Origin of the sequence: Streptomyces sp. NPDC090127, assembly GCF_044746945.1 — a bacterium.
Lineage (GTDB): Bacteria > Actinomycetota > Actinomycetes > Streptomycetales > Streptomycetaceae > Streptomyces.
On sequence record NZ_JBIVDE010000002.1, the window covers coordinates 126,847 to 151,192 of the forward strand.

Annotated in this window: 32 protein-coding genes and 1 pseudogene; 19 read left to right on the top strand and 14 right to left on the bottom strand. The window is 72.0% G+C overall.

Going from position 1 to position 24,346, the window contains the following annotated elements; genetic code table 11:
- Positions 1-8: 8 nt before the first annotated feature.
- Together ACIPPS_RS06225 and ACIPPS_RS06230 are read right to left on the bottom strand one after the other, a co-directional pair.
- A complete protein-coding gene (locus ACIPPS_RS06225; protein WP_401427501.1) occupies positions 9-1,097 on the bottom strand; it encodes an SRPBCC family protein in 1,089 nt (362 codons plus the stop codon).
- Positions 1,098-1,100: 3 nt separating this feature from the next.
- Positions 1,101-2,147 (bottom strand): histone H1-like repetitive region-containing protein, encoded by a 1,047-nt coding sequence (locus ACIPPS_RS06230; RefSeq protein ID WP_401427503.1) that lies wholly within the window; start codon positions 2,145-2,147, stop codon positions 1,101-1,103.
- Positions 2,148-2,352: 205 nt separating this feature from the next.
- Between ACIPPS_RS06230 and ACIPPS_RS06235 the strand changes: the two genes are divergently transcribed.
- From ACIPPS_RS06235 to ACIPPS_RS06280, 10 genes are all read left to right on the top strand, one after another.
- A complete protein-coding gene (locus tag ACIPPS_RS06235; RefSeq protein WP_401427505.1) occupies positions 2,353-2,724 on the top strand; it encodes a gas vesicle protein in 372 nt (123 codons plus the stop codon).
- Positions 2,725-2,750: 26 nt separating this feature from the next.
- Positions 2,751-3,233 carry a gas vesicle structural protein GvpA gene (locus ACIPPS_RS06240; protein ID WP_401427507.1) on the top strand — a complete coding sequence of 161 codons (483 nt, stop codon included), beginning with the start codon at positions 2,751-2,753 and terminating at the stop codon, positions 3,231-3,233.
- Positions 3,234-3,236: 3 nt separating this feature from the next.
- A complete protein-coding gene (locus tag ACIPPS_RS06245) occupies positions 3,237-3,953 on the top strand; it encodes a GvpL/GvpF family gas vesicle protein (RefSeq protein ID WP_401427509.1) in 717 nt (238 codons plus the stop codon).
- Positions 3,954-4,015: 62 nt separating this feature from the next.
- On the top strand, positions 4,016-4,264 hold the full coding sequence (locus ACIPPS_RS06250; protein ID WP_401427511.1) for a gas vesicle protein GvpG: 249 nt from the start codon (positions 4,016-4,018) through the stop codon (positions 4,262-4,264).
- A 75-nt stretch (positions 4,265-4,339) separates the two neighbouring features.
- Positions 4,340-4,753: a gas vesicle protein gene (locus ACIPPS_RS06255; RefSeq protein ID WP_401427513.1), complete on the top strand. Its 414-nt coding sequence runs from the start codon at positions 4,340-4,342 to the stop codon at positions 4,751-4,753.
- The gene (locus ACIPPS_RS06260) at positions 4,750-5,706 is read left to right on the top strand and encodes a GvpL/GvpF family gas vesicle protein (protein ID WP_401427515.1); all 957 of its coding nucleotides are present in this window, start codon (positions 4,750-4,752) and stop codon (positions 5,704-5,706) included. The genes ACIPPS_RS06255 and ACIPPS_RS06260 overlap by 4 nt, the downstream gene beginning before the upstream one ends.
- A complete protein-coding gene (locus tag ACIPPS_RS06265) occupies positions 5,703-5,981 on the top strand; it encodes a gas vesicle protein (protein ID WP_401427517.1) in 279 nt (92 codons plus the stop codon). The genes ACIPPS_RS06260 and ACIPPS_RS06265 overlap by 4 nt, the downstream gene beginning before the upstream one ends.
- A gap of 68 nt (positions 5,982-6,049) precedes the next feature.
- Entirely contained in the window at positions 6,050-6,388 is a 339-nt protein-coding gene (locus ACIPPS_RS06270) for a gas vesicle protein K (protein ID WP_401427519.1), read from the top strand.
- 312 nt (positions 6,389-6,700) lie between these two features.
- Entirely contained in the window at positions 6,701-8,125 is a 1,425-nt protein-coding gene (locus tag ACIPPS_RS06275; protein ID WP_401427522.1) for a nucleobase:cation symporter-2 family protein, read from the top strand.
- A gap of 61 nt (positions 8,126-8,186) precedes the next feature.
- On the top strand, positions 8,187-8,891 hold the full coding sequence (locus ACIPPS_RS06280) for a transcriptional regulator (protein WP_401427524.1): 705 nt from the start codon (positions 8,187-8,189) through the stop codon (positions 8,889-8,891).
- Positions 8,892-9,014: 123 nt separating this feature from the next.
- Here ACIPPS_RS06280 and ACIPPS_RS06285 read toward each other — a convergent pair.
- A pseudogene (locus ACIPPS_RS06285) lies at positions 9,015-9,928 on the bottom strand (MBL fold metallo-hydrolase).
- A 101-nt stretch (positions 9,929-10,029) separates the two neighbouring features.
- On the opposite strand from ACIPPS_RS06285, the gene ACIPPS_RS06290 reads away from it, so the two are divergent.
- Positions 10,030-10,944, top strand: coding sequence for an AraC family transcriptional regulator (locus ACIPPS_RS06290; protein WP_401427527.1), 915 nt, complete (start codon positions 10,030-10,032; stop codon positions 10,942-10,944).
- A 55-nt stretch (positions 10,945-10,999) separates the two neighbouring features.
- Here the strand turns inward: ACIPPS_RS06290 and ACIPPS_RS06295 are convergent, their stop codons facing one another.
- Positions 11,000-11,344, bottom strand: coding sequence for a MerR family transcriptional regulator (locus tag ACIPPS_RS06295; protein ID WP_401427530.1), 345 nt, complete (start codon positions 11,342-11,344; stop codon positions 11,000-11,002).
- 97 nt (positions 11,345-11,441) lie between these two features.
- On the opposite strand from ACIPPS_RS06295, the gene ACIPPS_RS06300 reads away from it, so the two are divergent.
- The gene (locus tag ACIPPS_RS06300) at positions 11,442-12,092 is read left to right on the top strand and encodes a flavodoxin family protein (protein WP_401427533.1); all 651 of its coding nucleotides are present in this window, start codon (positions 11,442-11,444) and stop codon (positions 12,090-12,092) included.
- A 42-nt stretch (positions 12,093-12,134) separates the two neighbouring features.
- On the opposite strand, the gene ACIPPS_RS06305 is transcribed toward ACIPPS_RS06300, so the two are convergent.
- The 5 genes from ACIPPS_RS06305 to ACIPPS_RS06325 all read right to left on the bottom strand — a co-directional run bounded on the left by ACIPPS_RS06305 (position 12,135) and on the right by ACIPPS_RS06325 (position 14,946).
- A complete protein-coding gene (locus tag ACIPPS_RS06305) occupies positions 12,135-13,010 on the bottom strand; it encodes an endo alpha-1,4 polygalactosaminidase (RefSeq protein WP_401427535.1) in 876 nt (291 codons plus the stop codon).
- A 196-nt stretch (positions 13,011-13,206) separates the two neighbouring features.
- Positions 13,207-13,653: an SRPBCC family protein gene (locus ACIPPS_RS06310; RefSeq protein WP_401427537.1), complete on the bottom strand. Its 447-nt coding sequence runs from the start codon at positions 13,651-13,653 to the stop codon at positions 13,207-13,209.
- A 93-nt stretch (positions 13,654-13,746) separates the two neighbouring features.
- The gene (locus ACIPPS_RS06315; protein WP_401427540.1) at positions 13,747-14,199 is read right to left on the bottom strand and encodes a DUF5990 family protein; all 453 of its coding nucleotides are present in this window, start codon (positions 14,197-14,199) and stop codon (positions 13,747-13,749) included.
- Positions 14,196-14,525: an ArsR/SmtB family transcription factor gene (locus ACIPPS_RS06320; protein WP_401427542.1), complete on the bottom strand. Its 330-nt coding sequence runs from the start codon at positions 14,523-14,525 to the stop codon at positions 14,196-14,198. Before ACIPPS_RS06320 ends, ACIPPS_RS06315 begins: the two co-directional genes overlap by 4 nt.
- Before the next feature lie 100 nt (positions 14,526-14,625).
- A complete protein-coding gene (locus ACIPPS_RS06325; protein WP_401427544.1) occupies positions 14,626-14,946 on the bottom strand; it encodes an isochorismatase family protein in 321 nt (106 codons plus the stop codon).
- A 175-nt stretch (positions 14,947-15,121) separates the two neighbouring features.
- Between ACIPPS_RS06325 and ACIPPS_RS06330 the strand changes: the two genes are divergently transcribed.
- Positions 15,122-16,459: a cytochrome P450 gene (locus ACIPPS_RS06330; protein ID WP_401427546.1), complete on the top strand. Its 1,338-nt coding sequence runs from the start codon at positions 15,122-15,124 to the stop codon at positions 16,457-16,459.
- Between the two features lie 3 nt (positions 16,460-16,462).
- Here ACIPPS_RS06330 and ACIPPS_RS06335 read toward each other — a convergent pair whose 3' ends face one another.
- Together ACIPPS_RS06335 and ACIPPS_RS06340 are read right to left on the bottom strand one after the other, a co-directional pair.
- Positions 16,463-17,155 carry a permease prefix domain 1-containing protein gene (locus ACIPPS_RS06335; RefSeq protein ID WP_401427548.1) on the bottom strand — a complete coding sequence of 231 codons (693 nt, stop codon included), beginning with the start codon at positions 17,153-17,155 and terminating at the stop codon, positions 16,463-16,465.
- Positions 17,152-17,493, bottom strand: coding sequence for a PadR family transcriptional regulator (locus ACIPPS_RS06340; RefSeq protein WP_401427550.1), 342 nt, complete (start codon positions 17,491-17,493; stop codon positions 17,152-17,154). Before ACIPPS_RS06340 ends, ACIPPS_RS06335 begins: the two co-directional genes overlap by 4 nt.
- An 83-nt stretch (positions 17,494-17,576) precedes the next feature.
- Here ACIPPS_RS06340 and ACIPPS_RS06345 point away from each other — a divergent pair, with 83 nt between their 5' ends.
- From ACIPPS_RS06345 to ACIPPS_RS06360, 4 genes are all read left to right on the top strand, one after another.
- Entirely contained in the window at positions 17,577-18,047 is a 471-nt protein-coding gene (locus ACIPPS_RS06345) for a hypothetical protein (RefSeq protein ID WP_401427552.1), read from the top strand.
- A 4-nt stretch (positions 18,048-18,051) separates the two neighbouring features.
- On the top strand, positions 18,052-18,309 hold the full coding sequence (locus ACIPPS_RS06350; RefSeq protein WP_401427554.1) for a DUF3817 domain-containing protein: 258 nt from the start codon (positions 18,052-18,054) through the stop codon (positions 18,307-18,309).
- A 58-nt stretch (positions 18,310-18,367) separates the two neighbouring features.
- A complete protein-coding gene (locus ACIPPS_RS06355; RefSeq protein ID WP_401427556.1) occupies positions 18,368-18,955 on the top strand; it encodes an NUDIX hydrolase in 588 nt (195 codons plus the stop codon).
- A 68-nt stretch (positions 18,956-19,023) separates the two neighbouring features.
- Positions 19,024-19,863: an SGNH/GDSL hydrolase family protein gene (locus tag ACIPPS_RS06360; protein WP_401427558.1), complete on the top strand. Its 840-nt coding sequence runs from the start codon at positions 19,024-19,026 to the stop codon at positions 19,861-19,863.
- Here the strand turns inward: ACIPPS_RS06360 and ACIPPS_RS06365 are convergent.
- Positions 19,811-20,215, bottom strand: coding sequence for a DUF5997 family protein (locus tag ACIPPS_RS06365; RefSeq protein ID WP_401427560.1), 405 nt, complete (start codon positions 20,213-20,215; stop codon positions 19,811-19,813). The two genes, ACIPPS_RS06360 and ACIPPS_RS06365, sit on opposite strands and share 53 nt — an antisense overlap.
- 58 nt (positions 20,216-20,273) lie before the next feature.
- Between ACIPPS_RS06365 and ACIPPS_RS06370 the strand changes: the two genes are divergently transcribed.
- Both ACIPPS_RS06370 and ACIPPS_RS06375 read left to right on the top strand, forming a co-directional pair.
- Positions 20,274-21,074 (top strand): LysR substrate-binding domain-containing protein, encoded by an 801-nt coding sequence (locus ACIPPS_RS06370; RefSeq protein WP_401427563.1) that lies wholly within the window; start codon positions 20,274-20,276, stop codon positions 21,072-21,074.
- A gap of 76 nt (positions 21,075-21,150) precedes the next feature.
- Positions 21,151-22,137: an MBL fold metallo-hydrolase gene (locus ACIPPS_RS06375; RefSeq protein ID WP_401427565.1), complete on the top strand. Its 987-nt coding sequence runs from the start codon at positions 21,151-21,153 to the stop codon at positions 22,135-22,137.
- 167 nt (positions 22,138-22,304) lie between these two features.
- Here ACIPPS_RS06375 and ACIPPS_RS06380 read toward each other — a convergent pair whose 3' ends face one another.
- Together ACIPPS_RS06380 and ACIPPS_RS06385 are read right to left on the bottom strand one after the other, a co-directional pair.
- Positions 22,305-23,489, bottom strand: a complete 1,185-nt coding sequence (locus ACIPPS_RS06380; protein WP_401427567.1) for a cytochrome P450 — start codon at positions 23,487-23,489, stop codon at positions 22,305-22,307.
- The gene (locus ACIPPS_RS06385) at positions 23,479-24,189 is read right to left on the bottom strand and encodes a tRNA-dependent cyclodipeptide synthase (RefSeq protein ID WP_401427569.1); all 711 of its coding nucleotides are present in this window, start codon (positions 24,187-24,189) and stop codon (positions 23,479-23,481) included. Before ACIPPS_RS06385 ends, ACIPPS_RS06380 begins: the two co-directional genes overlap by 11 nt.
- Between the last annotated feature and the right edge of the window lie 157 nt (positions 24,190-24,346).

A 24,346-nucleotide genomic window follows, 5' to 3' on the forward strand; every position in this document is an offset into this window, starting at 1 on the left:
AGGCGGGCTCAGCGCCTGCGGCGTCGGCGACCGGCCGGTTCGGGCTCCGGCTCCTCGTCCTCGTCCTCCTCTTCCTCCTCCGCCTCTTCCTCGTCGTCCTCCGCGTCCTCGTAGCCGCCGTCCTCGCCTTCGCCCTCCTCCTCGTCCTCGTCGTAGGCGTCCTCGGTCTCTCCCTCGTCCTCGGCCGCGTCTTCGTCCTCGTCGTCGTACGCGCCTTCAGGCTCGTCCTCGTCGTCGTATGCGCCGTCCTCTTCCTCGGGCGAACCCTCGGCCTCCTCCTCTTCGACGGCTTCCTCGTGCGTGCGGACCACCTCGCCGTCACGGATCTCCCCGCGCCAGCCTTCCGGCTCGTCGTCGGTGAGCGTGACGTGCCGACGGAAGTGCTTCATGTCCAGCCGGAGCCGACGGCCCTGGGCACGCCAGAGGTTGCCCGTCTTCTCGAAGAAGCCCGAGGGGTAGTACTCGACGGTGAGCAGAACGCGGGTGAGCGACGGTTCCAGCTCGTGGAAACTGACGCAGCCCCGGGTCGAGCCCTTGGCTCCCTCGGAGGTCCAGATGATGTGCTCGTCGGGCACCTGTTCCTGGACGGTCGCCTTCCAACTACGCGTCGAGGGACCGACCTTGACCTTCCAGTCGCTGGTGGTCTCATCGCCCTGCGAGACGTCGCGCACCCCCTTCGTGAAGCCGCTGAAGTCCTCGTACTGGGTCCAGTGGTCGTAGACCCTGCGCAGGGGCGCACCCACGTCCATGGTCTCGACGATGGACGTGATCTTCTGACTTCCGCTCTTCCGCTTGCCCTTGCCGCCGCCCATCAGGTTCGACGCGGCATCGGTGACCTTGTCCTTCAGGCCGCCGAGCTTCTGGCCCACCATCGCCTTGACCGGCGAGTCCCCCTTGAGCATGCGCCCGCCGATGTCCGCGAGTTTCCCTCCGTTGTCGGCCACGTCGTACAACTGGTCGGTGACATCGCCGAGTTTGTCCGTGGCCTTGTCGGCCAGTTGGCCGGTCTGGGCCGAGAGGTACTCGCCGAGCTCACCGAGCAACCGGTCCATCCCGGATCCGGACTTCTTCTCGTTGTTGCGGTCTTCCGGTGCCATGACCTACCTCCGCGCCGACGACTTGCGGGCCGCCGTCTTCTTCGCCGCCGGCTTGCGTGCCGAGCTCTTGCTCGCCGTGGCCTTCTTCGCCGTCGTCTTGCGCGCGGTCGCCTTCTTGGCCGGCGCGGACTTGCCGGTCTTCCTGGACGGAGCCGCCTTCTTGGCGGGCGACGACTTCTTGGCGGGGGATGCCTTCTTCGCGGGTGCGGCCTTCTTGGCCGGCGCCTTCTTCGCCGGTGCCTTCTTGGCCGGGGATGCCTTCTTCGCCGGGCTCCTGCGGGCCGTCGAACCGCCCGCGGCCGTCTTCTTCGCCGCCGTCTTCTTCGCCGCGGTCTTCTTCGCCGGTGCCGACTTCTTGGCAGGCGCCTTGCGGGGGCGCGCACGCGGCTTCTTCGGCTCAGGTTCGGGCTCTTCGGCCTCTTCCTCCTCCGGCTCCTCCTCGGCCTCTTCCTCCTCCGGCTCCTCCTCGGCCTCTTCCTCCTCCGGCTCCTCCTCGGCCTCTTCCTCCTCCGGCTCCTCCTCGGCCTCTTCTTCCTCCGGCTCTTCTTCCTCCGGCTCTTCTTCCTCCGGCTCTTCTTCCTCCTCCGGCTCCTCCTCCCAGTCCTCCTGCTCGTCCTCCTCGTCCTCCCGGGCGCCCCGCGGCTCTTCGTCCTCGTACTCCTCCCCTTCCTCGTCCTCGTCCTCGAAGTCGCCCTCGTCCTCGTCCTCGTCGCGCCCCTCCCCGTCCTCCTTCTCGCCTCTCGACAGCGCCAGCGTCCGCTCGTGGAGCGAGTCGGCGAAGTCGGCGAGCTTGCGGTTGGCCGCCGCGCTGAGCGCCTGACGGCCGGCGTCGAGCGCCTCGCCCTTCAACTGATCGGTCATCTCGGCGAATTGAGGAAGGTCCTTGAGTTTCGTCAGGCCCTGGGACACGAGCTGACCGGGTTCGAGGGAGAAGCGCCGGCCTGCCAGATAGGTCGCCACAGTGATGGCGAGGCGACCCTTTTTCGTACGTCCGAGCAGATAGCCGCCCGCGACGGCGGCTGCCAGGGCGATCTTGTTCGTGTCCTGCATGGCCTTGGTCCCTTCACCGGGATTTCCTGCGGCATCACCGTCGTCTCGCTCGGGGCTCCTGAGCCGGGCCGCTGTGCGGGCCCGCGGAGAACATCCCGCTCGGGCGATACGGGGTACGGAGCGAGCCCGCCGCTCAGACATGGCGTTTGCCCGCATACCATGAAATTCTAGTCACTACTGCCGAAATGTCCTCTGGAAGTGACACATGGCCGCAGCTGATCCGGCTCGCCCTCGACGGGCAGCCTCACGCGCCGAAGGCGACAGCCGCCAGGAGCGCAGACCGGCCCGTCGTAAGTCGACGCAGAGCCGGTCCCAGGGAGTGAACGCGGCCTCGGCGATGAGTTCGGCGGCTGTTCAGCTGGGAAAGCTCCTGGGCAGACCGCCCGAGTCCGTCTCCTCCCTGAAGCCCACCGAGTCCGGTTGGGAAGCCCAGGTCGAGGTGGTGGAACTCGAACGCATCCCGGACACGACCAGCGTGCTGGCCAGTTACAAGGTCGCCCTGGACGAGGACGGCGAACTGCTCTCGTTCGAACGGACCCGCCGCTACAACCGCGGAATGATCGATCGGCCGACCTGAGACGGACGGCCGTGAAGGGAGGCGCCATGACCATGGTGCCGCAGAGCGGCAGCGCAGTCAGCAGGGGCGGGGGCTCCACAGGCAGTCTCTACGACGTCCTGGAGCTCATCCTCGACCGTGGTCTGGTGATCGATATCTTCGTCCGCGTCTCCCTGGTGGGGATCGAGATCATCAAGATCGACGCCCGCATCGTGGTGGCCAGCGTGGACACCTACCTGCGGTTCGCCGAGGCGTGCAACAGGCTCGACCTCGAAGCCGGCCGAAAGGCGCCCGCCCAACTCCCCGAGGTGGTCGGGAACATGGTGGAGGACGGGGCACACGGCAAGTCCAAGGGCGCGCTGAGCGGAGCCGTCGAAGCGGTGACCGACTCCCTCTCCGGAAAGTCGGGCCGGGACGAGGAGTCCGACGAGGACGAATCCGACGAGGAGCCCGAGGAGGAGCTGGAGGAGAAGCCCTCGCCCAAGCGACGGCGCCCCGCCCGGCGGGCGACGCGCAGCAGGGAGGAGTGAGCGATGGCTCTCTACGTCTACGCGATCACCGCGAGCGACCACCCTCTCGACCTGGAGGGAATGTCCGGCGTCGGTTCCCGCTCCTCGCCCGTGCGCAGCGTCACCGCCGGACCGCTGTGCGCGGTGGTCAGCGACATCTCCGAGGAGATCCGGCCCAAGCGGCGCGATCTCCTGACCCACCAGGACGTGCAGGAGCGTCTCATGCGGGACGGCACCGTGCTGCCGCTGCAGTTCGGCTACACCGCCACCGACGACGCGACGGTCCAGCAGGTGCTCGAACGGGACGCGGACATCCACCTCGCCTCCCTGAAGCGGCTCGACGGGTGCTCCGAGTACGCCCTGCGGGCCTCCCAGGACGAGGACGTCCTGCTGAGTCAGATCCTGCGGGAGACTCCCGAGGCGCACGAGCTCAACGAGCGGATCCGCGCCGGCGACCAGGACCCCCAGCTTCCGATGGCCCTCGGCCAGATCGTCGCCGCGCAGGTGCGGCAGCGACAGGAAGCCCTGGCGTCCGGGCTGGTCGAGGCGCTGGTCCCGTTCGCCCGGGAGCACAGCGTCCATCCGGCGACCGGCGACGACTTCCTCAACGTCTCCCTGCTGGTCCCCCAGGGCCGGGAGGAGGACTTCCTCACCGCTCAGGCGAGCCTCGCGCAGCAGCTCGAGGGAGGCATCGACTGCCGGCTCAGCGGCCCGCTGCCGCCGTACAGCTTCGTCCAGTGACGTCGCGCGCCACCTGACGTCGCGCGCCACCTGAGGAAGCTCCGTGAAAGGAGACCGAGACGATGGGACTGCTGACCCAACTGCTCACCCTTCCGCTCGCTCCCGTGCGCGGCGTCGTCTGGGTCGCCGAGCGGGTCAAGGAGAAGGCGGAGGAGGACTACTACGACCCCGCGCCCATCTGGCGCGAACTCGGTGAGCTGGAAGAGATGCTCCTGCGAGGAGAGATCGATCAGGAGGAGTTCGACCGGCGGGAGGACGAGCTGATCGACCGGCTGACGGAGATCAACGCCTATCGGCAGCAGATGCCATGACCGGGAATCGAGGGCGATGTCGTGTCTGACCCCCTACCCGACCGCTTCGGATCCGTTCCCCCTCGGGCGGCGCCGATGCCGTACGGGCAAGGCTCGTCCGCCAACCTCGCGGACATCCTGGAGCGAGTCCTGGACAAGGGCATCGTGATCGCGGGTGACATCCGCATCAACCTTCTCGACATCGAGCTTCTGACCATCAAACTCCGCCTCATCGTCGCCTCGGTGGACAAGGCGAAGGAGATGGGCATCGACTGGTGGGAGCACGATCCCTCGCTCTCCTCCAAGCACAGCGGCAGCCCGCTGGAGCGGGAGAACCGGCGGCTCCGCGCGGAGCTGGAGGCGCTGCGCCGGGACTCGCTCGCTACGGAGGCCGTCCAGGCCGAACAGCCGGACGAAGAGTGGGACGAGGAGGCGGAGGAGGAGCTGGAGGAGGAACCGGACGACGGCGCCGCGCCGGGCCGCCGAGGGCAACGAGGCCGCAGGAGATGAACGATCACGAGGAACTGACGTACGTCTACGCCGTGGTCCGCGACACGCCACGGCTCCGCGCCGCGCTCGGGGACATCCGGGGGATCTCGGGATCCGCGCCCTTTCTCCTCCGCGACGAGGAAGAGGATCCCGGCCCGGGCCACGGCAGTGCGCAGGCGGTGGCCTTCGTCGCCGGCCGCGTCCCGAAGCGGGAGTTCGACGAACCGACGCTGAAGGACCGCTTCGAGGACCTGGAGTGGCTGGAGGGCGTCGCGCGCACCCATCACGAGGTGGTCCAGCTCGTCGCGCGCCACGGCACCGTCCTCCCGCTCCGCCTGGCGACCGTGTACCAGAACGACGCCCGAGCGCGGGGGGCCCTGTCCGCCCAGCGCCGGGCCTTCACCGAGCGGCTCACCCTGCTCAGCGGCCAGAGCGAGCTCGGCATCAAGCTCTACATCAGCCCGACGCGGGGTTCGCGGTCCGGCGGCGACACCGCCACCGAGGACGCCGCCTCCGGGTCCGAGGACGCGGCAGCCCTCAGCCCCGGCAAGGCCTATCTCCGCCGGCGCCGTGCGCAGCACAGCGCGCAGGAGGTCCGTTACGGGAACGCCCAGCAGGCCGCCGAGCGGGTCGAGGCCCTGGCGTCCCGGTTCAGCACCCATCGCGTACGGCATCCCGCGCAGAGCGGCGCCCTGGCCGGTCCGGAGGAGAACGTCCTCAACGACGCGTACCTCGTTCCGGACGAGCGCACCGAAGAGTTCCGCGCCGCGCTCGCGGAGGCGATCGACGACGTCGACGGCGTACGCATCGAGGTGACCGGGCCATGGGCTCCGTACTCCTTCGCGATGCCGGCGCCGCCCGCCGATCCGTCTCCACCCGACGCCCACACCTCGCCGGCCGCCGACCCCTCGGCGCCCGCCGATCCCTCGCCGTCCCCCGGGACTTCCGCCTCCCTGGACGGACCGGCACCGTGACCGCCGCCCGGCCCACCGAGGCACTTCCGGGCCGCCAGGTCGCCCTGGTGGATCTGCTCGACCGGCTGCTCAGCGGAGGGGTGGTCCTCTCCGGTGACATCGTGCTGTCGATCGCCGACATCGATCTCGTCCGGATCTCGCTGCGCGCCCTGATCGTGTCCGTCGGCTCCGAGGCGGACCCTCTGGACGCCGCGGACGCGCCGGACGCTGCCGACCCGCTGGACGCCGGGGACGCTGCCGGCCCGCCGGACGCGACGAGCCGGGGTCGGTCGTGAGCGGCGGGGACAGGGCGCGCAGGGGGCAGAAGAAGGCTCCCCCGCCTCTGCGCGAGGTCGGGGAGACCATGGGGGACGCGTTCCGGCTCCTGCGGGCACCGCCCGCCCGGGCCGACGAACCCGCGCGTCCGGCACGCCGGATCCGTGCGGACCGCGAGACGGTGGAGGAGGACCTGCTCAAGCTGGTTCTCACCCTGGTGGAACTGGTGCGCCAGCTCATGGAGAGACAGGCTCTGCGCCGCGTCGACGCCGGCGACCTCTCCGACGAGCAGGAGGAGGAGCTGGGGGCCACGCTGATGGCGCTGCACGACGCGCTGTCCGACCTGTGTGTCGAGCACGGCTACACGCTCGACGACCTCAACCTCGATCTCGGTCCGCTCGGCCCGCTGCTGCCGCCACGAGATTGACGACGAAATCCGCACTTAACGCGACCCGATGCCATCGATTCGTAAGTTACCGAGGGGTTTTACTTAAAGAAGCATGGCTTCTTGTCTTGCGTGAGGCCGTACCTGTCCGCGAGGATCAGTCTTCGGCCCGGGCCGTTTCGCCCTGGCACCCCCACGCCTCCATGTCTGGACGCCTGGCCGCGCACCGGAAACCCCGTGCCGCCAGCCGGTGAACCGCCTGATCCGCGCGGCCGCCCGGACGACCCGTCGAGGCTTGCTGCGCGACCGCGTCGCGCACCCCTCTCATTCACCTACCCTCAAGGCAAGGCAGAGATGGCACCACTGGCGTCCCGCCGACGACCCCGCACCACCCCCCACCCGGTGGACGAGGTCCTCCCCGTCCCCACCCTCGCGCTCTACGGATTCCAGCACGTCCTGGCGTTCTACGCCGGTGCCGTGCTCGTGCCGGTGATCCTCGGCAACAGCCTCGGGCTCTCGCGCCAGGAGCTCGTCTACCTCATCAACGCCGACCTGGTCACCGCCGGCATCGCGACCATCATCCAGGCGTGGGGCTTCTGGCGGATCGGAGCCCGGCTGCCGCTCGTCCAGGGCGCGACCTTCACGGCCGTCTCCCCCATGATCGCCATCGGTCAGGGCGCGGGCGGCGGCACCGCCGGCCTGCTGGTGGTGTACGGCGCCGTGATCACCGGCGGGGTCGCGGCCTTCCTCTTCGCCCCGTTCGCCGGGCGGCTGACCGCGTACTTCCCCCCGATCGTCACCGGCACCCTCCTCACGGTCATCGGCATCGTCCTCATCCCGGTGGCGCTGCAGGATGTCGCGGGCGGCTCGGCCCTGCTCGGCGGGCCCGGCTACGGAGACCCCGCCAACCTCGCCTACGCGGGCGGGACTCTGCTCTTCATCCTGCTGGTGATCCGGTTCGGCGGCCCTTTCCTGCGCAGTGTCGCGGTGCTGCTGGGTCTTGTGGGCGGCACCACGGTCGCCTGGCTGCTCGGCGACGCGGACCTCGGGGCGGTCGACCAGGCCGACTGGCTCGGTGTCAGCACGCCCTTCCACTACGGCATGCCGCACTTCTCGGTCTTCCCGATGCTGGCGATGGTCGTCGTCATGCTCATCACCATGGTGGAGACCACCGGTGACGTGTACGCGATGGGCGAGATCACCGGCCGGAAGGTCGACGGTGAGACGGTCAGCCGTGCGCTGCGCGCCGACGGGGTCGCCACCGTGCTCGGCGGCGTGTTCAACTCCTTCCCGTACGTGGCGTTCGCCGAGAACATCGGTCTGGTCCGGATCTCCCGCGTCACCAGCCGGTTCGTCGTCGTCGCGGCCGGTGTCCTCATGATCCTTCTCGGACTGGTGCCGAAGGCCGGCGCTGTCGTCGCCTCCGTGCCCCACCCGGTGCTCGGCGCGGCGGCCGTCGTGATGTTCGGCATGGTCGCCACCGTCGGCATCCAGATCCTCGGGAAGGTCGACCTGCGGGAGGAGCGCAACTCCGTCATCCTCGCCGTCAGTCTCGGCGCCGCGATGCTGCCGACCGCCGTCGCCCCGTTCTTCGAGCGGATGCCCACCGAGGTGCGGGCCGTCCTGGGCAGCGGGATCACTCTCGGCACGCTCAGCGCGGTCCTGCTCAACCTGTTCTTCCACGTGTTCGAGAGCCGTCGCAAGCGGCAGGACATCGACTGGGACGGCCTCGCCGCGTACGACGACGGGGCGGGTCCGCAGACCGCCACGGCCCGCTGACCCCGTTTCCGCTCCGCGGAGCCCGCCGCTCCGCGGAGCAGCCCACCGAGGTGATCCGCACGTGTCCCACCCACCGTTCTCTCCCGCCCATGCCCGTGCCGCCCGGCTCCGCATCGGCCTGACCCCCGAACAGGTCGTCGCGGCCATGGCCCAGTTGGGCGTGCGCCGGGCGGCGCAGGCCGTCATGTCGTGGGAGGCGGGGGTGGTGGCGCCCTCGGAGGTCGAACTCTTCGCACTGGCCGACGCCCTGTGGTGCCCCGTGCCGGAGCTCATGGCCCTGCAGCCGCGATCCCTGCGGGAGCATCGGCTGGCCCGCGGCTTCAGCGCGGACCGGCTCGCCCAGCGCATCGGCATGGACGGCCACGCGTACGCCCGCGCCGAGAGCGAGCACCGCTGGACCGGCTCCGACCGGCAGACGCTGTTCCTCGCGGACGCCCTCGGCCTCGAACCGGCCGACCTGCTGGGCGTCATCGGCCGGGCCGGCGAACTCGACGACCTGCTCCGTCAGGCCGTCGAAGGCCGTTGGAAGCAGTACACCACCCCGCTCGCCCGGCTCGTCGGCGCACCGGAGCGCACCGTGGCGCAGGCGCTGCGCACCCTGCACCAGGAGTACGCCGCCTTCAACGAGCGCTACATGGGCCACCTCGTCGCCCGCAGCGACACCGCGCGGCTGAAGGAGATCGCCACCGAGCGGGCCGAGTGGCTGCGCGCCCTCTCGGACCGCTTCCTCGACCTCGTCGGCCCGGGCGCCTCGCCCTCGCCGTAAGCGGGTACGGCCCGCGCCGTCGACGCCCGACGCCTGACACCTGACACCTGAGACCCGAGGCCTGAGACCTGACACCCGAGGACTGGCACCCGACGCTGCCCCGTGTCCGTGGATGGCGGGCTGTTAGTGCCACGTGCCGAGGGTGAGGGCGCCGCGGCCCTCGCGTCGGACCTCCACGATGCCGGAGCCTCCGAAGTGGGCGGGGACGAGCAGTTCGCGTTCCGTGGCGGCCCGTTCGAGGATGCGGCGGCGACTGGCGACGGCCGCCGCCGGGTCCAGGCAGAAGCAGCTGTTGCACCGGGGCTGGAGGATCTGCACCGGACTGTGCAGCACGTCTCCGACGAAGACCGCGCGCTCGCCGCCCGACGCCAGCCTCAGGACGGCGGAACCGGGGGTGTGGCCGGGTGCGGATTCCAGGGTGAGGTGCTCGTCGATGGTGTGCGTGCCCTCCCAGAGCACGGCCTGGCCGGCTCGGTGCACGGGCGCGATGCTGTCCTCGTGGACGAACCGGTCGTGTTCCTGCCTGCCGCGTCCCCCCGAGTTCCCGGGGCCGAAGAAGTCGTCGTCCGCGGCGGGGACGAGGTACTGGGCGTGCGGGAAGGTCGGGACCCAGGCATCGTCGACACGGGTGGTGTTCCAGCCGACGTGGTCGGCGTGGATGTGGGTGTTGACGACGACGTCGACGTCCTCGGGGCGGACCCCGGCGCGGGCCAGGCTCCGAGGAAGTCGCCCTGCCAGTGGTGGAACCGCGGGGAGCCGGGCCGCTCGCGGCCGTTGCCGACACCGGTGTCGACCAGGACGGTCCGTCCGGCGCTGCGCAGGACCCAGCTCTGGAGCGCCATCACGGCGTTGTCCGTGCGAGGCTCCCAGTGGTCGGGGGCCAGCCACTGCTGGTTGTCGCGCCACAGGCCGGGATCGGCGTCCGGGACGAGGGCCCGGGCGGGGGCGAACGCGCCCTGCCACTCGACGACACGGATGATCTCGACGTCTCCCAGCATCATGGGCTGCGCGGGCGAGGGGTGCGGTGTGGTGGTCATGGAGTCGACCCTAGGGAGAGGACGTCGAGCTTCCCAATGCCTGAGATGCTCCGCTGCATACGTGTGCGTCTCACGGATGATGCCAGGGATACCCTGCCGGTATGGATGTGGTGAGCGACGCGATCGCGACCGTACGCCTGGGACGGGCCTCGTCCAACCGTGTGCGGGCGGGCGGGCGTTGGTGCGCCCGGTTCGCCCCGTACGACGGCGCCGGGTTCCACGTGGTGCTGGAGGGCGGCTGCTGGCTGCTGCCGGACGACGGCTCGGCGGTGGCGCTCGGGGCCGGGGACGCGGTGCTCCTGCCGCACGGGACGGGACATGTGATCGCCGACTCCCCCGCCGACGCGGAGACCGTGGCGCGCGCGGTGCCGTTCGAGCGGTGGTCCGGCGGGACGGGTCAGTCGACCCGGGCAGGGGCCGCGGAGCTGCTGTGCGGGAAGTACCGGCTCGATCACCGCCGCGTCCACCCGCTGCTGGCGGAGCTGCCGACAGTCGTCCATCTGCCGAACCGGGTGGGCGGCCACACCGAACTACGGGCCGCCATCGACCTGCTGGGCGGCGAGCTGGGCGCGGACAGGCCCGGCTCGGGAATCGCCGTTCCCGGCCTCGTCGACCTCCTGTTCGTGTACATGATCCGGGCCTGGATGGCCCAGGACGACGGCGGTGCGTGGTCGGCCGTCCTCGGGGACCCGGTGACGGCGGCGGCCCTGCGGGCGCTGCACGCCGACCCGGCGGCCGCGTGGAGCAACGAGCGGCTGGCCGCGGAGGCGGGCGTGTCCCGGCCCACGCTCGCGCGCCGGTTCACGTCGCTGGTCGGGCGACCTCCGATGGCGTACCTCACCTGGTGGCGGCTGACCTTGGCCGCGGCGCGGCTGCGCGACACCGAGGACTCCTTGGCGGCGATCGCCCGCCGTGTCGGGTACGGGACGCCGTACGCGCTGTCGCACGCCTTCAGCCGCGAGTTCGGTACGACACCGGGGCGGTACCGGACGGCGCGCGCGGCCGTGCCTCGGTAGCGCGTGCCTCGATGGCCCGTGCCTCGATGGCCCGGCAAGGGGGCGGCGCGCGCGGTCAGGGGACGGTCAGGTAGCCCGCGAGGGTGTCGCGGCCTCGGCGGAGGTCGTCGATACGGGCGTCCGCGGCGGCCAGTTCGCGGTCGAGGATCGCGCGTACGTCGACGCACCAGTCGAACTCGGGCAGCTCGCCCCGGGCACAGGGCAGCACCGCCCGGATCACCTCCGTGGTCAGTCCCGCGCGCAGCAGGGCGCGGACCTGGCGGACGGTGGTCACGGCCTCTTCGCGGTAGTCGCGGTAGCCGTTGGGGCCCCGGTCGGCGGCGAGCAGGCCTTGCTCCTCGTAGTACCGCAACAGCCGCGCGCTGACGCCCGTACGGCGTGCCAACTCTCCGATCAGCATGTGACCTGCCCGTTCGTGTGCCCGCTTGACCTTCGCATCGGTGTGAAGGCTTAACGTCCTTCCACAGCACGACATTCCGCACCACGGGAGAGAACCCATGACCATTGGAGCCCTTGCCGCCGAGACACATGACGGCCGGACCGCGGGCGACCGCTCGTTCCTCTTCGTCCTCGGCAGTTCCCGGCCCGACGGCAACACGGAGATACTGGCGCGCGCCGCCGCCGAGCAGCTGCCGGCCGACGTCCCCCGTCACTGGGTGGACCTGGCCCGGCTGCCGTTGCCCGACTTCCAGGACGGACGGCACGAGGGCGAGGGCTGGCCGGTCGGGGAGAACGAGGAGGCGTTGCGGAGGGCGACCCTCGCGGCGACCGACATCGTCCTGGCCTCGCCGCTGTACTGGTACACCCTCTCCGCCCAGACCAAGCGCTACCTCGACTACTGGTCGGGCTGGATGGCCGCGCCCGGTTCGGACTTCCAGGAGCGGATGGCGGGCCGAACGCTGTGGGGCGTGACGGCGATGGCGAGCCGCGACGATGCCGTCGCCGCGGGGCTCGAGACCACGCTCCACCACTCGGCCGCCTACCTCGGGATGCGGTTCGGAGGGCTGCTGTGCGGAAGCGCTTCACGGCCGGGGCAGGTACGCGACGACGCGGCGGCGCTCGTCCGGGCCAAGACGTTCTTCCAACGGGAGGCCCCGCTCGCGCGGTTTCCGCACGCGCGGGGACTGAGCGGGACCGAGCAGGCCTGAGCAGGATGAGGTCGGCGCCCGTGCGGGCGCTTGTCGGGGTGGTCAGCAGGTCGCGCGGACGTATCCGGTCTCGCCGGCGGGCCGGACGTCGGTGTCGCGCAGGACGACGGAGAGGGTACGGCCCCAACGCTCGCAGGCCCGCGCGAGACCGGCCTGCTCGTACTCGATGACGAGGACGCGGTTGTCGAAGGCGGTCGCGTACGCGCCGCACTCGTCGTACTGGCCGCACTCCTCGGCGACGGCGAAGTCGAAGCCGAGGGCCCGGCCGCGCGGGGCGAGATCGACGGCGTTCTTCTGCCCGATCGCGAGTCCGGCCGCGTGCGCGCGGTCGACGAGCAACCGCGCGAAGGCGAGGTCGTGCTCGGGTGTGAGGAGGCCTTCCGAGCGATCGTACGAGTCGAGGTTGTCAGCCTCGACGGCCTGGTAGCCGGAGGCGGCGCAGCCGTCGATCCAGCCGCCGACGATCGCGGCGAGCCGCTCGCGCTTGGCCGGAGTGGAGATGTCGAAGAGGGCTTCGTCCCAGTCCTGGTCGACGACCGGAGATCCGTCCGCCTTCCGCAGGAGGAGGTCGGGGTGGTTCTCCTCCCACCAGGCGGTCGCGTCCGGCTGGGCCTGGAAGGCGTTGACGTAGCAGATGTTGTACAGGCCCTCCGCCGGCTCGGCCGTACGGTCGCGGGAGACGGCGCCGACGCCGGGGGGCGGCGGGTACGGACCACCGATCTGGTAGTCGAAGCCGACGTGGGGCTCCGGCGGGACGACGGCACGGGGAGAGGGGGTCCGCGGCGAGGGGGCCGAGTCGCCGCCGCCCTCGCCGTCACCCGGCGTCCCGCATCCGGCCGCCGTGACGGCGAGCGCGCCGACCAGGGCCAGGACCGACAGCGCGCGACGGAGGGGGCGGCGGGGGCGGGCGGCGATCACTGTGCGGGCTCCAGGCGTCGAGGACGTTCGGCGTGCGGCGGTGCGGGCGAGGCGAGGCTTGGCTGCGGCGCGGGACCGCGGTGCACGGCACGTGCGGAGGCCTACGGTACGACGGCCCACCGGACGTGTCGGTGACGACCGGATCGCCGCCACAGCGGCCGCCGCGACACCCACCGGACCGGACCTGACGGGAGAGCTACGACGCTTCGACCGCTGCCTTGATGCGGCGGCCGAACGCGTCGGCGTCCTTGCGGGCGGCGCCGAGGGCGAAGCCGACGAGGAGCTTGCCGAGTCCGTGGCCCTCCAGGACGTTGAAGATGCGGACCCTGGTGCCGCCGTCCTGCAGGGGTTCGAGGTCGTAGCCGCCCTCGCGGGCCACGACGACGTTCTTCGAGATCTCGGCCCAGCGGATCCGGTGCGGGGCGTCGTACTCGGTGATGCGGAACTCGCGGGAGGTCGTCATCCCGGCGTCCTTCACCGTGCTGCGGAAGACGGTGCCGACGGAGGTCGGGGCGTCCGGGACGCGTTCGATCTTCTGCACCCGCGGGCTGAACTTCGGGTCGTTGCGCCCGTCCCCGAGGAAGGCGAAGACCTCGTCGATGGGGCGGGCGACGTCCGTCGTCGCCTCGAACTGTCCGGACATGAGCCCACTCCCTGGATCTTCGCGCCGAGACGGCGATCGTACGGGAGGGGAATCGCGCACCGCGCTCCGAGGAAGCCGTTCGGGTGACGGGGATCAGCGGTTCACGGGGTCGCTCGGCGTCCACCGGATGCGGGGTGGGCGGACGGCGGCGCAGAGCGGCAGGCCGCAGGGGTCGGTCAGGCCGAGCCGCCCCACGGCGGCGCCCCCGTCGAGCGCGGACGCGGGAAGGTCGTCGAGGAAGAGCTTCGCCCGGCGGAACATGGCGAACGCGCCGCCCGCGGGCCACTCACCCCAGGTGAGGTAGAGGAACCGGGCGCCGCGCCGGCCGTGGACGTGTGCTCCTCGGAAGTCGCGGGTGCCGTCCGGTGCGCGCAGCGTGTCCACGGTGAACTCCCACACCGCCTGCGCCGCGTCCCCGGGCACCGCGCCGTCGGGCTCGCGCCCGCGCTGCACGGCGACATGGACGTCCTCGTACCCGCCGCAGGCGCGTCCGGGCAGTTCGTCGCCGACGATGCGCAGGGCGAGCGGCGTCCGGTCGGCGCTCATTCCCTGCCGACCACGGCCTGGAGGAGTCCGGGGAAGGCCTCCTCGAACTCCTCGCGGCGCAGCCCGTTCATCCGGGAGGTGCCGACGTAGTGCTGGCGGATGAGGCCGGCCTCGCGCAGGACGTGGAAGTGGTGCGTGGCGGTGGACTTGCTGACCGGGAGGTCGATGGCCCCGCAGTTGAGGTCGTGGTCCGAGGCGTGCAGCACGCCGACGATGTGGCGCCGGACGGGGTCGACGAGGGCTTCCAGGACCTGCTGGAGGCTGATCGTGCGGATGTCCGGGTGGGGCGGAACGCGGTCCTGTCCGCTGCGTTGTGGTGTCACCATCGACTGTCGACCTCCCGCGCTCATCGTAGGCCACACCCGTCGAGGCCCCGGCGAGGCCGACGGGGCGGCCGGGGTACGGAACGGGGACCGGGCCCGCCTCTCAGGAGGCCACGGCGGTGGGGCGCGTGGCCGTGAAGGTGACGGTGGAGGTGGGGGTGGTGGTGTCGGCCTCGCGGCTGAGGGCCCAGGCAGCGACGCGGGAGACCGTGGCGCCGGGGACCCGTTCGGCGATGCCGGGGGCCGCCGGGACGTCGTGCGTGGCGTGAACGACGAGCGCTCCGCTCGCGCGGGCCCGGGCGATCAGGGCGGCCGTACGGTCCAGGAGGCGGTCGGCGTCCGGTACGGCGCCGGGGCCGGTGACGAAGGCCGTCTGGACGTCGACGACGAGCAGGGCTTCCGCCGGGTTCTCGCGAAGGGTCACGGTGTCATCCTGTCCGGCCTCGGGGCGGCGCCTCCAGCTGTTTTCATGGGCCGGGGTCCGTCCTCGGGCGACCCCGTAAGGCGCAGATCAGAGCCGTGCGGAGGGTTCCGTACGGAGGTGATCCGGCCCACAGACCGGCCGGTAGGCGGACGGCCGCGTGCTAGCGTCCGCGACCGTGACAGCCGCCCCCGGCGGGCCGGGGCCCGCTTCCGCCACGGTTCCCGTCGGCTCCTGCCCGTACGGTGACGGGACAGCCGGCACCGAGGTCTTCCCGGTCCTGGCGCTCGATCAGCTGGACGTGTTCGGGGAGGACTTCGTCCGTGACCCGTACCCCTGGCTCGACGTGCTGCGGGCGCGGGCTCCCGTCCATCGTGACGTCTCCACCGGGCTCTGGCTGGTCAGCCGGTACGAGGACGTGCGGCGGGTGCTGCTCGACCCGGCGGCGTTCCGGCCGGACAACGCCCAGCACGCGATCACCGCGCTGAGCGTTCCGGCGCTCCGGGTGCTCGCCCGCGCGGGCTTCCGGCTGCGACCGGCGCTGGCCAACAACGCGACCGAGAGCCACGCGGGGCTGCGCCGTGTGGTCACCCGCTTCTTCAACGCCCAGCGGGTCGCGGCGGCCGTCCCCGTCGTCGAGCGGATCGCGGGCGAACTGCTCGACACCGTACGCGCGGAGCTCGACGGGCATGGTGGCAGCGACCTGTTCGGCACGTTCGCGCACACGCTCCCGTGCCGGATCATGATGGAGCTGCTGGGGATCGACGGGCTGGACCCCGCGACGCTGGTGCGGTGGAGCGACGCCTCGCTGGAGCTCTTCTACGGACGCCCGACGCCGGAGCGGCAGCTCGAACTCGCCGTGCTGGTCGGCGAGTTCCACCAGTGGTTGACGTCGGTGGTGACCGACCGGGCGGCCCCGCCGGACAGTTTCGTCGGTGCCCTGGTCCGTCACCGGCTGCCGGACGGCGAACCGGTGGACGTGGCGACGGCGGTCGGCGCGTGCTTCTTCGTCTTCATCGCGGGACAGTCCACGACCGGCCAGCTCATCGCCACGGTCCTGCGGGGCGCGCTGGCCGAGCCCGGTCTGTGGCGGCGCGCGGCGCACGAGGAGGGCCTGGCGGAGGCGTGGGTCGAGGAGGTGCTGCGCCGTGAGCCGCCGGTGACGACCTGGCGCCGGGTGGCGGCTGAGGCGGTGGAGCTGGGCGGTGTACGGCTCCCCGCGGGAGCCGAGCTGCTGCTGATGCTCCTGGGCAGCGGCTCGGACCGGGAGGTCTTCGACGCGCCGGAGCGGATGCGGCCCGACCGCGCGAACGTCCGCCACCATCTGTCGTTCGGTGCGGGGCGCCACCGCTGCCCGGGCGCGTCGCTGGCCCGTACGGAGGCCGCTGTCGCGCTGCGCGAGGCGGCTCGCCGGCTCCCCGGTCTGCGACTGGCTCCGGATGCGCCGCCGCCGGTCCTGGACCTGCTCTCGTTCCGGGCGCCGCTCGAAGTACGGGTGAGCGACAGCTCCCGCTGAACGTCAGACGGGCAGGCGGGCGCAGCGCCGGCAGGCGCGCGCCGAGGGGGCCGTGAGCGCGTGCGAGGCGGCGGCGAGGGCGCAGGCCAGGGCGATCAGGGGCCACGCGGCCGTCATGAAGGCCGCGACGGCCAGCGAGACGGAGGCCAGGGCCATCGACACGCTGGCGGTGGTGCCCGTCCAGGCGACCAGGAGCGGCAGCCGCCGCGGGGTGGGTACGTGGCGGGCGAGGGGGCCCGTGGCCGCCAGCGCGGTCGCGGCGAGGAGGGCGGCGCCGCCCGCGACGGCGGCCAGCGACTGGGCCGTGCGGGGCAGTAGCCCGTCCTGGCCGGTTCCCGTGGTGAGGAGCGCGTACCAGCAGGCGAGGAGCAGCGGGGCGGCGAGGACGACGGAGCGGGCGGTGTGCCGGGCCTGGGCGATGGTGAGTTCGCGCTGGCAGGCGGGCGCGAGTTCGGCGGGGGTGCCGAACTCCCGTACCGCGCGCCGGACCGCGTCCTCGTAGGAGGCCCCTGCGTGCGTGTGCGCCTCCGCGGTGTCGGTGAGCCCGCCCCGCACCTCCTCGACGAGGCGCGCCGTGGCCCGGGGCGGCCCGTGCAGGGCGCCTCGCAGTTCCGCGACGTACGCGTCGACGGGGTCGGTCGGGCCCGTCGCCTCCACGAGGCGCGTGGCGCCGTTCGCCTGCGCGCGGGCGGTCATGTGGCGGGTCCGGGCCGCACGGCCGGGTTCAGGACCGAGCCGATCGCCGTCGTGAACTCGCTCCAGGCCGCCCGCTCCCCCGCGAGGCCCTTGCGGCCCTCGTCGGTCAGTTCGTAGCGGCGGCGTCGGCGCTCGCCGACCGATTCCCAGCTGCTGCTCAGCAGGCCGATCCGCTCCAGCCGGTTGAGCGCCGGGTAGATCGTGCCCGTGCGCAGGTCGAGCACGCCTCCGCTGCGCTGCTGGACCGCGGTGATGATCGCGTATCCGTGCAGCGGTCCCTGCTCCAGCACGGCCAGCAGCAGTCCGTCGAGGTGCCCTCGCACCGCATCCGCCCTCATGAGTAGGCAGCCTACACAGCAGAAGCGTAGACATGCTATCTATTGGCAGCCAACATATAACCTATCGACTGGAGGGGCCCGCAGTGACCAAGGTGCTGCTGTCGATACACGTCCTCGCGGCGATCCTGGTGGTCGGACCGATCACCGTGGCCGCGTCACTCTTTCCCCGCTACGCACGCCAGGCCTCACCGGTCACCGCGCTGCTGCACCGCATCTGCCGGGGGTACGCCGTCGCGGGTGTCGCCGTCCCGGTCTTCGGGCTCGCGACGGCGGCCGAGCTGGGCGTCCTCACCGACGCCTGGCTGCTCACGTCGCTGGCGCTCACCGCCGTCGCCGCGGGCGTCCTGGCCCTGGCGATCCTGCCCCGCCAGCGGCTGCTGCTCGACGCCGGCGGTGACGACCGGGGCGCCGGCGGCGAGGACGGGAGCGACCGCGGCGGCGCCTCGCGTGCGGCCGCCGCACGACTCGCCATGCTCACCGGGGCCTTCAACATCCTCTGGGCGGTCGTCGTGGTCCTCATGATCGTCCGCCCCGGCTCCACGACGGGGGCGTGAGGACGTGCGCGTTCTCCGTATCGCGGCCGGCGTCGAGGCGGCCTCCCTCCTGGCCCTCCTGGTCAACCTGCTCACCACGCACACGCCCGCGGTCTCGACACTCGTCGGGCCGCTGCACGGCACGGCGTATCTCGTCACGATCGCGGCCGCCTGGCCCGCACCCGGGGCCGCGGCGTCCGGCGCGCGATGGCTGGCGATCGTCCCCGGCGTCGGGGGCCTGCTCGCCCTGCGCCGGCTCCCGGGCGGCCGCCAAGCCGCCTAGCGTTGCATGGTGTTGGCTGGGGGGAGACACGCGCCCATGGTTCGCACGAGGAGTCGACATGCGCCCGGCCGACCAGCCGCCCCCGCCCCCAGACGCGCCCCCGCACCCGCCCCACCGCAACGCCCGGCCGCCGTCCGCGCAGGCCTCGCTCGGGGCCGGCGCCGTGGTGACCGACGCGGCCGGACGGGTGCTGCTCGGGCTGCATCCGAGCGGTACGTGGGAGCTGCCGGGCGGGAAGGTCGATCCGGGCGAGTCCATCGAGCAGGCGGCGGTGCGTGAACTCGCCGAGGAGACCGCCCTCGTGGCCGACGCCTCCGACGTCGACGTCATCGGGATCCTGCTGGACTCGCTGACCTCGACGCGGCTCACCCGCGTGACGGCGGTGGTCGTCGTACGGGCCTTCAGCGGCGCCCCGGTGGTCGCGGAGCCGGACAAGATCGAGCGCTGGGAGTGGACCGCGCTCGACCGCTTCCCCCGGGAGCTGTTCGCGCCCTCCGCCCAGGTGCTCCGGACGTGGCGTCCGGAACTGCCCGTCGAGGAAGCCCCGTTCCACCGCTACCCGGTGACCCCGGCCGCGCGCCGACGGAGCGTGGGCGGGCGGAGGGAATCCCGGACCCCGGAGGCCCATAGTCGCGTAATTGAATAGGTACGGTGTTGAATACCGTCGAGGCGTGCCGCACGGGGCACGCCGCCGCACGGAGGAGCAACAGGCGTATGCACACCGGCCCGTACGAGCGTTATGTCGCCCTGGGCGACAGCCAGACCGAAGGCCTCGGGGACGGTGACGACAGCACGGGCCTGCGCGGCTGTGCCGACCGGCTCGCGGAGCTGATGGCGGTCGGCAGTCCGGGCCTGACCTACGCCAACCTGGCCGTACGGGGCAGGCAGGCCGGGCAGGTGCGGGCGGAGCAGCTCGGGCCCGCGCTCGCGTTGCGGCCGGACGTGGCCACCGTCGTCGCGGGGATGAACGACCTGCTCAGGCCCCGCTTCGACGTGGACGAGGTGGCCGGTCACCTGGAGGCGATGTTCGCCGAGCTGACCGCGCGGGGCGCGCGGGTGGCGACGGTGACGTTCCCGGACGCGGGGCGGATCATCCCGCTGGCGCGGCCGCTCGGCTCCCGGATCGTCGCGCTCAACACCCGGATCCGGGAGGCGGCCGCGCGGCACGGGGTGGCGGTCGCCGAGACGGACCGCCATCCGGTGGTGACCGACGCCCGGCTGTGGAGTCCGGACCGGCTGCACGCCAGCCCGCTCGGGCACGCGCGGATCGCCGCCGCCGTGGCCGACGCCCTCGGGCTGCCCGGCAGCGACGACTCCTGGACGCATCCGCTGCCGGCGGGCCCACCGCCGTCGGGCCCGCGCAGGGCGCTCGACGAGGCGCGGTGGATCGCGGCCTTCCTGGGGCCGTGGATCGGCAGGCGGCTGCGCGGCCGCTCCTCGGGGGACGGCCGCGCGGCGAAGCGTCCCGACCTGATGGCGGTACCGGTCGGGACGGGGGAGGTCAGGACTGCGAGCGGTCGGCCTTCGCGGCCTTCTCCGCCTGCATCTCCTTGATGCGGGCCGCTTCCTTACGGACGTCGGCCTGGGTGGCACGCTCCTTCTGGAGCCACTCGGGGGCGTCCTGCTTCAGGGCCTCGATCTGGTCGGTGGTGAGGGCCTCGGTGATGCCACCCCGGGCGAGGCCCGAGATGGAGATGCCGAGCTTCGCCGCGATGACCGGGCGCGGGTGGGGGCCGGTGCGCCGGAGCTCGCGGAGCCACTCGGGCGGATCGGTCTGCAGGGCGTTCAGTTCGGTGCGCGAGACGACACCCTCCCGGAACTCGGCGGGGGTGGCCTCGAGGTACACACCCAGCTTCTTCGCCGCGGTCGCGGGCTTCATCGTCTGGGCGGTCTGGTGCGACGTCATGGTGTCAAGGGTATCGAGCGTGTGAGCTACCTCTGACCACGACGGGTAACCTGGCGGGGTGACTGGCCAGGAAGAACCCTCCTCGTTCCGGCTCGCGTACGTACCGGGAGTGACGCCCACGAAGTGGGTGCGGATCTGGCACGAGCGGCTCCCGGACGTCCCGCTGACCCTCGTCCAGGTGGAGGCCGCCGACGCCTTCGCGCTGCTGCGGGACGGTGGCGTGGACGCCGGTTTCGTCCGTCTGCCGGTCGACGGCGAGGATCTCAGCGCGATCCCCCTGTACAACGAGACCACGGTCGTCGTCGTGCCGAAGGACCATGTGGTCGCCGCGGTCGAGGAGATCTCTCCGGAGGACCTGGCCGACGAGATCGTGCTGCACCCGCTCGACGACACCCTCGGCTGGGAGCGCCCGCCGGGGCTGCCGGCGCTCGAACGCCCGGCCACGACGGCCGACGCGATCGAGCTCGTGGCGGCGGGCGTGGGGCTGCTCGTGGTCCCGCAGTCGTTGGCGCGGCTGCACCACCGCAAGGACCTCACCTACCGGACGCTGTCGGACACGCCGGAGTCACGGGTCGCCCTGTCCTGGCCGCAGGACCGGACGACGGACCTGGTGGAGCAGTTCATCGGGATCGTCCGGGGCCGGACGGTGAACAGCACCCGAGGTCGCCCCCCGACGCCCCCGCAGCCCAAGGACAAGGCGAAGGCCAAGGCCAAGCGGCCCGAGAAGGGCGGCCGGCCGGGCGAGAAGAGCGCGCGGGCCGGTTCCGGCGGAGGCAGGGGCGGCCAGGGCACGAAGGGTGCGAAGAGCGTCAAGCGCGGCAGCGGCGGCAAGCCCGGGAAGCCTCGCCGCACGTCGTAGCCGCGCGCGGCCGTGCGCGGCACGGGTCCCGACCCGGCTCTGGACAGGCCGGCGGGCCGGCTGATCTTCTGGCGCCATGAACGACGACACGCATACCTATGCCCGGCGGACCATGCTGCGCGGCGCCGCCCTCGGTGCCGCCTTACCGCTCCTGCCGACCGCTGCCGGGGTCGCCGCCGCGGACGCCCGCATCCCTTCCCCCGCTCCCGGCGCGGCGTCGCTGCGCTGGCTGGGGACGGCGGGCTGGCGGATCGACACCGGCGGGCGGACGGTGCTCTTCGACCCGTATCTGACCCGGTTCAGGACCGGGCTCTTCGAGAAGCCCTTCAACCCGACCACGCCGATCGCGGAGACCGACGCCTCGCTGGTACGGGAGTACGCGGGGGACCCCGAACTGATCCTGGTCAGCCACTCGCACTGGGACCACATCGCCGACGTCCCGTACCTCGCGAAGACGACCGGCGCACGGGTGCTGGGGACCGAGACGACCTTCCATCTGCTGGTCGCCCTCGGGGTGGATCCGGGGCAGATCTCGGTGGTGAAGGGCGGCGAGGTGTTGGACTTCGGCCAGGGGCTGGTGGTCGAGGTCGTGGCGAGCCTGCACAGCCGTAACAAGGACCACTCCTATTTCGCACCGGGCACGCTGACAGGACCGCCGGCCACTGTTCCCGCGACCATCTCCGACCTGCCGGAGGGCGACACCCTCGCCTTCCAGGTGACGGCGGGCGCCGGTGGGCCGACGCTGTTCCTCATGGGCGCCAGCGACATCGCCGACCGGTCCGCCGACGGGCTCCGCCCCGACGTGGCGATGGTCGCGGTCCCCTCCAGCTCCTCGACCCACCGCTACGTGCCCCGGCTGCTGCGGGCCCTCGGGCACCCGAAGATCGTCGTCCCCGTCCACTGGGACAACTTCGAGACGCCCCTGCGCGACCCCGTGCGGCCCGACCCGTCGATGGACCTGGCCGGGCTGATCGGCCAGGTCCATCAGGAGTCGCCCGCGACGCGCGTCGTCGTCCCGGACTACCGCACGGTCTACGGCGCGGACCTGCGCCCCCGCCGCTGACCGAAGGCGGAGGCGGTCCCGCGGCGCGGCCCGGAGACACCCGACCCGCACGGGAACGCCGTCGCCCCCGGCGGGTGGCCGGGGGCGACGGCGGTCGGCGTGCACGGCGGATCAGTCGGTGGCCGGGCCGTGGTGCGGCCCGCGGCCGGACCGGGGTGGGACGGTGGTCACCAGGCGACCGGCAGCCGTTCCGGGATGCGCTTCATGAAGCGGGTGCGCCAGACGAGTTGGTCGACCGGGACAGCGAGGTGCAGGTCCGGCATCCGGTCGAGCAGGACCTCCAGGGCGATCTCGGTGTGCCTCTTCCCGAGGGCCGTGGCCGGGCAGTAGTGGCCGCCGCCGCCGAAGGAGAGATGGGCGCCGGCGTTCGGCCGGTCGATGTCCACGGTGTGCGGGTCGGGGAAGACGGCCGGGTCGGTGTTGGCCGCCTCGACAAGGACCAGGAGCAGCTCGCCCTTGCGTACCTCGACGTCCCCGAGCGTGACGTCCTCGAGAGCGAGGCGCGGCAGCCCGTCGGCGATGGACAGGTTGACCCGCAGCAGTTCGTCGACGGCGGCGGGGATCCGGTCCGGCTCCTCGCGCAGCCGCTCCCAGACGTCCGGGTTCTGGAGCAGGGAGAAGACGGCCATGGTGAGGAAGCCCATGGTGGAGATCACGCCCGCGCCGAAGAAGGTGACGCCGACCGTGGCGAGCATCTCGTCCGTCAGATGGGCGTAGTCGGGATTCCGCCGCAAGGCTGCGAGTTCGGCCATCAGGCCGGTGGTCGCCGGGTCGTCCAGGCGCTCGACCATGTACGCGATGTCCCGGTCCCAGTTGAGCCGGGCGCCGGTGACGGGGCAGGCCGAGTTCATGAACGCGATGTCCAGGCTGGCGGCCAGGCGCGGCGCGTCGGACTCGGGGATGCCGAGGATCCGGCAGTGCAGGTTCTCCGCGTACGGGTTGGTGAACCGGCCGCGCAGGTCGACCGGAGGTCCGTAGGCGAGGAGCCCGTCGACCAGCGCGCCGGCGTGGTCGCGCATCCAGTCGGTGAGGCCGTCCGTCTTGGGGTTGATGGCCTTGAGGACGGCCTTGCGCAGTCCGGCGCCGGTGATGTTGCCCATGTTGTTGACCACCTCGGGCGGGATGGTCAGCGCGTACTGCCGCGGCACGCCGGGCGCCGAGGTGTCCTTGAGCGAGAACCTCGGGTCTTCGAGGACCTGCTTGCAGAGCTCGTGGGACGAGACGAGCCATGCCTCGTCGCCGGCGATCGTACGGACCCGCCTGACCGGTTCGGCGCGCAGGGACTCGATCTCGGCCGGCAGGCGGTCGCCGCGGGCGGAGAAGGGGAAGTCGAGCAGCGTGTCAGTGGTCATCGTGGTCTCCGAGCATCGGGGTGACGATGGCGTGGCCCTGGTTGCGGGAGGCACGCAGTCCGGAGCCCCGGGAGTAGAGGAGTTCGGCCATCGGCAGGAGCTGGTGGTAGCAGTTCAGGGAGGAGGGGACACCGAGGATCGCGGGGGTGTCCAGAAAGAGCGGTGCCTCGGCGCAGATGTACTGGAGGCAGACCTCCCGCTGGCGGGCGGTGGGGATCTGTCCGTCGAGGACCTTGGAGGAGAGGAAGGCCGCGACCAGCCGCTCGCAGGTGGCGAGGAACTCGGCGTCGGTGGCGAGCAGGTCGTCCAGGTGGCTGCGCAGGTGCCGGTAGGCCGGGATGTCGAGGAGCGCGGACATGGGGCGCCCTCGGAGCCGTTCGCCACCGGGGTCGATGGCGGCGACGGCGTTGTTGACCTTGGCGCGGACGCCGCGGAGGTTCTTGACCGCTTTGCGGCGGGCTTCGTCCGGCGGGTAGCCGAGAGCCTCGTACATGTCGGCGACGTGCAGGTCGGTGTAGATGAGGTCGACCTGGTCGAAGCCCCGGAGTCCCCAGGCGGCGAGGTCGGCCACCCGTTGGGCGGAGAAGTAGCCGTTGCCCGGGGAGATTCCGATGACCGCGTGGGCGCCTTCGGTGTGGATCACTTGGCAATGCTGCGTGTACGGCTGGACCTTGAAGCTGTCGGTCGCTGTCGTCGTCAAGTGAAGAAATGTCCTTCGGGCCGCTAGTCCCGTCGGGGCCTTGTGCCCCTGGTGTGGCGGCGACGGCATGAAGTTACCGGCGATCTCCACAGAGTGACGATTCTGCCAACGAGGTGGCCGGATACCTTCGGTACGTGACGAGAATTGATGCATCGTC

Coding starts and splice junctions, on each gene's coding strand:
- ACIPPS_RS06225 (WP_401427501.1), bottom strand. CDS start 1,097: ATGGCACCGGAAGACCGCAACAACGAGAAGAAGTCCGGATCCGGGATG.
- ACIPPS_RS06230 (WP_401427503.1), bottom strand. CDS start 2,147: ATGCAGGACACGAACAAGATCGCCCTGGCAGCCGCCGTCGCGGGCGGC.
- ACIPPS_RS06235 (WP_401427505.1), top strand. CDS start 2,353: ATGGCCGCAGCTGATCCGGCTCGCCCTCGACGGGCAGCCTCACGCGCC.
- ACIPPS_RS06240 (WP_401427507.1), top strand. CDS start 2,751: ATGACCATGGTGCCGCAGAGCGGCAGCGCAGTCAGCAGGGGCGGGGGC.
- ACIPPS_RS06245 (WP_401427509.1), top strand. CDS start 3,237: ATGGCTCTCTACGTCTACGCGATCACCGCGAGCGACCACCCTCTCGAC.
- ACIPPS_RS06250 (WP_401427511.1), top strand. CDS start 4,016: ATGGGACTGCTGACCCAACTGCTCACCCTTCCGCTCGCTCCCGTGCGC.
- ACIPPS_RS06255 (WP_401427513.1), top strand. CDS start 4,340: ATGCCGTACGGGCAAGGCTCGTCCGCCAACCTCGCGGACATCCTGGAG.
- ACIPPS_RS06260 (WP_401427515.1), top strand. CDS start 4,750: ATGAACGATCACGAGGAACTGACGTACGTCTACGCCGTGGTCCGCGAC.
- ACIPPS_RS06270 (WP_401427519.1), top strand. CDS start 6,050: ATGGGGGACGCGTTCCGGCTCCTGCGGGCACCGCCCGCCCGGGCCGAC.
- ACIPPS_RS06275 (WP_401427522.1), top strand. CDS start 6,701: ATGGCACCACTGGCGTCCCGCCGACGACCCCGCACCACCCCCCACCCG.
- ACIPPS_RS06290 (WP_401427527.1), top strand. CDS start 10,030: ATGGATGTGGTGAGCGACGCGATCGCGACCGTACGCCTGGGACGGGCC.
- ACIPPS_RS06295 (WP_401427530.1), bottom strand. CDS start 11,344: ATGCTGATCGGAGAGTTGGCACGCCGTACGGGCGTCAGCGCGCGGCTG.
- ACIPPS_RS06300 (WP_401427533.1), top strand. CDS start 11,442: ATGACCATTGGAGCCCTTGCCGCCGAGACACATGACGGCCGGACCGCG.
- ACIPPS_RS06310 (WP_401427537.1), bottom strand. CDS start 13,653: ATGTCCGGACAGTTCGAGGCGACGACGGACGTCGCCCGCCCCATCGAC.
- ACIPPS_RS06315 (WP_401427540.1), bottom strand. CDS start 14,199: ATGAGCGCCGACCGGACGCCGCTCGCCCTGCGCATCGTCGGCGACGAA.
- ACIPPS_RS06320 (WP_401427542.1), bottom strand. CDS start 14,525: ATGGTGACACCACAACGCAGCGGACAGGACCGCGTTCCGCCCCACCCG.
- ACIPPS_RS06335 (WP_401427548.1), bottom strand. CDS start 17,155: ATGACCGCCCGCGCGCAGGCGAACGGCGCCACGCGCCTCGTGGAGGCG.
- ACIPPS_RS06340 (WP_401427550.1), bottom strand. CDS start 17,493: ATGAGGGCGGATGCGGTGCGAGGGCACCTCGACGGACTGCTGCTGGCC.
- ACIPPS_RS06355 (WP_401427556.1), top strand. CDS start 18,368: ATGCGCCCGGCCGACCAGCCGCCCCCGCCCCCAGACGCGCCCCCGCAC.
- ACIPPS_RS06360 (WP_401427558.1), top strand. CDS start 19,024: ATGCACACCGGCCCGTACGAGCGTTATGTCGCCCTGGGCGACAGCCAG.
- ACIPPS_RS06365 (WP_401427560.1), bottom strand. CDS start 20,215: ATGACGTCGCACCAGACCGCCCAGACGATGAAGCCCGCGACCGCGGCG.
- ACIPPS_RS06375 (WP_401427565.1), top strand. CDS start 21,151: ATGAACGACGACACGCATACCTATGCCCGGCGGACCATGCTGCGCGGC.
- ACIPPS_RS06380 (WP_401427567.1), bottom strand. CDS start 23,489: ATGACCACTGACACGCTGCTCGACTTCCCCTTCTCCGCCCGCGGCGAC.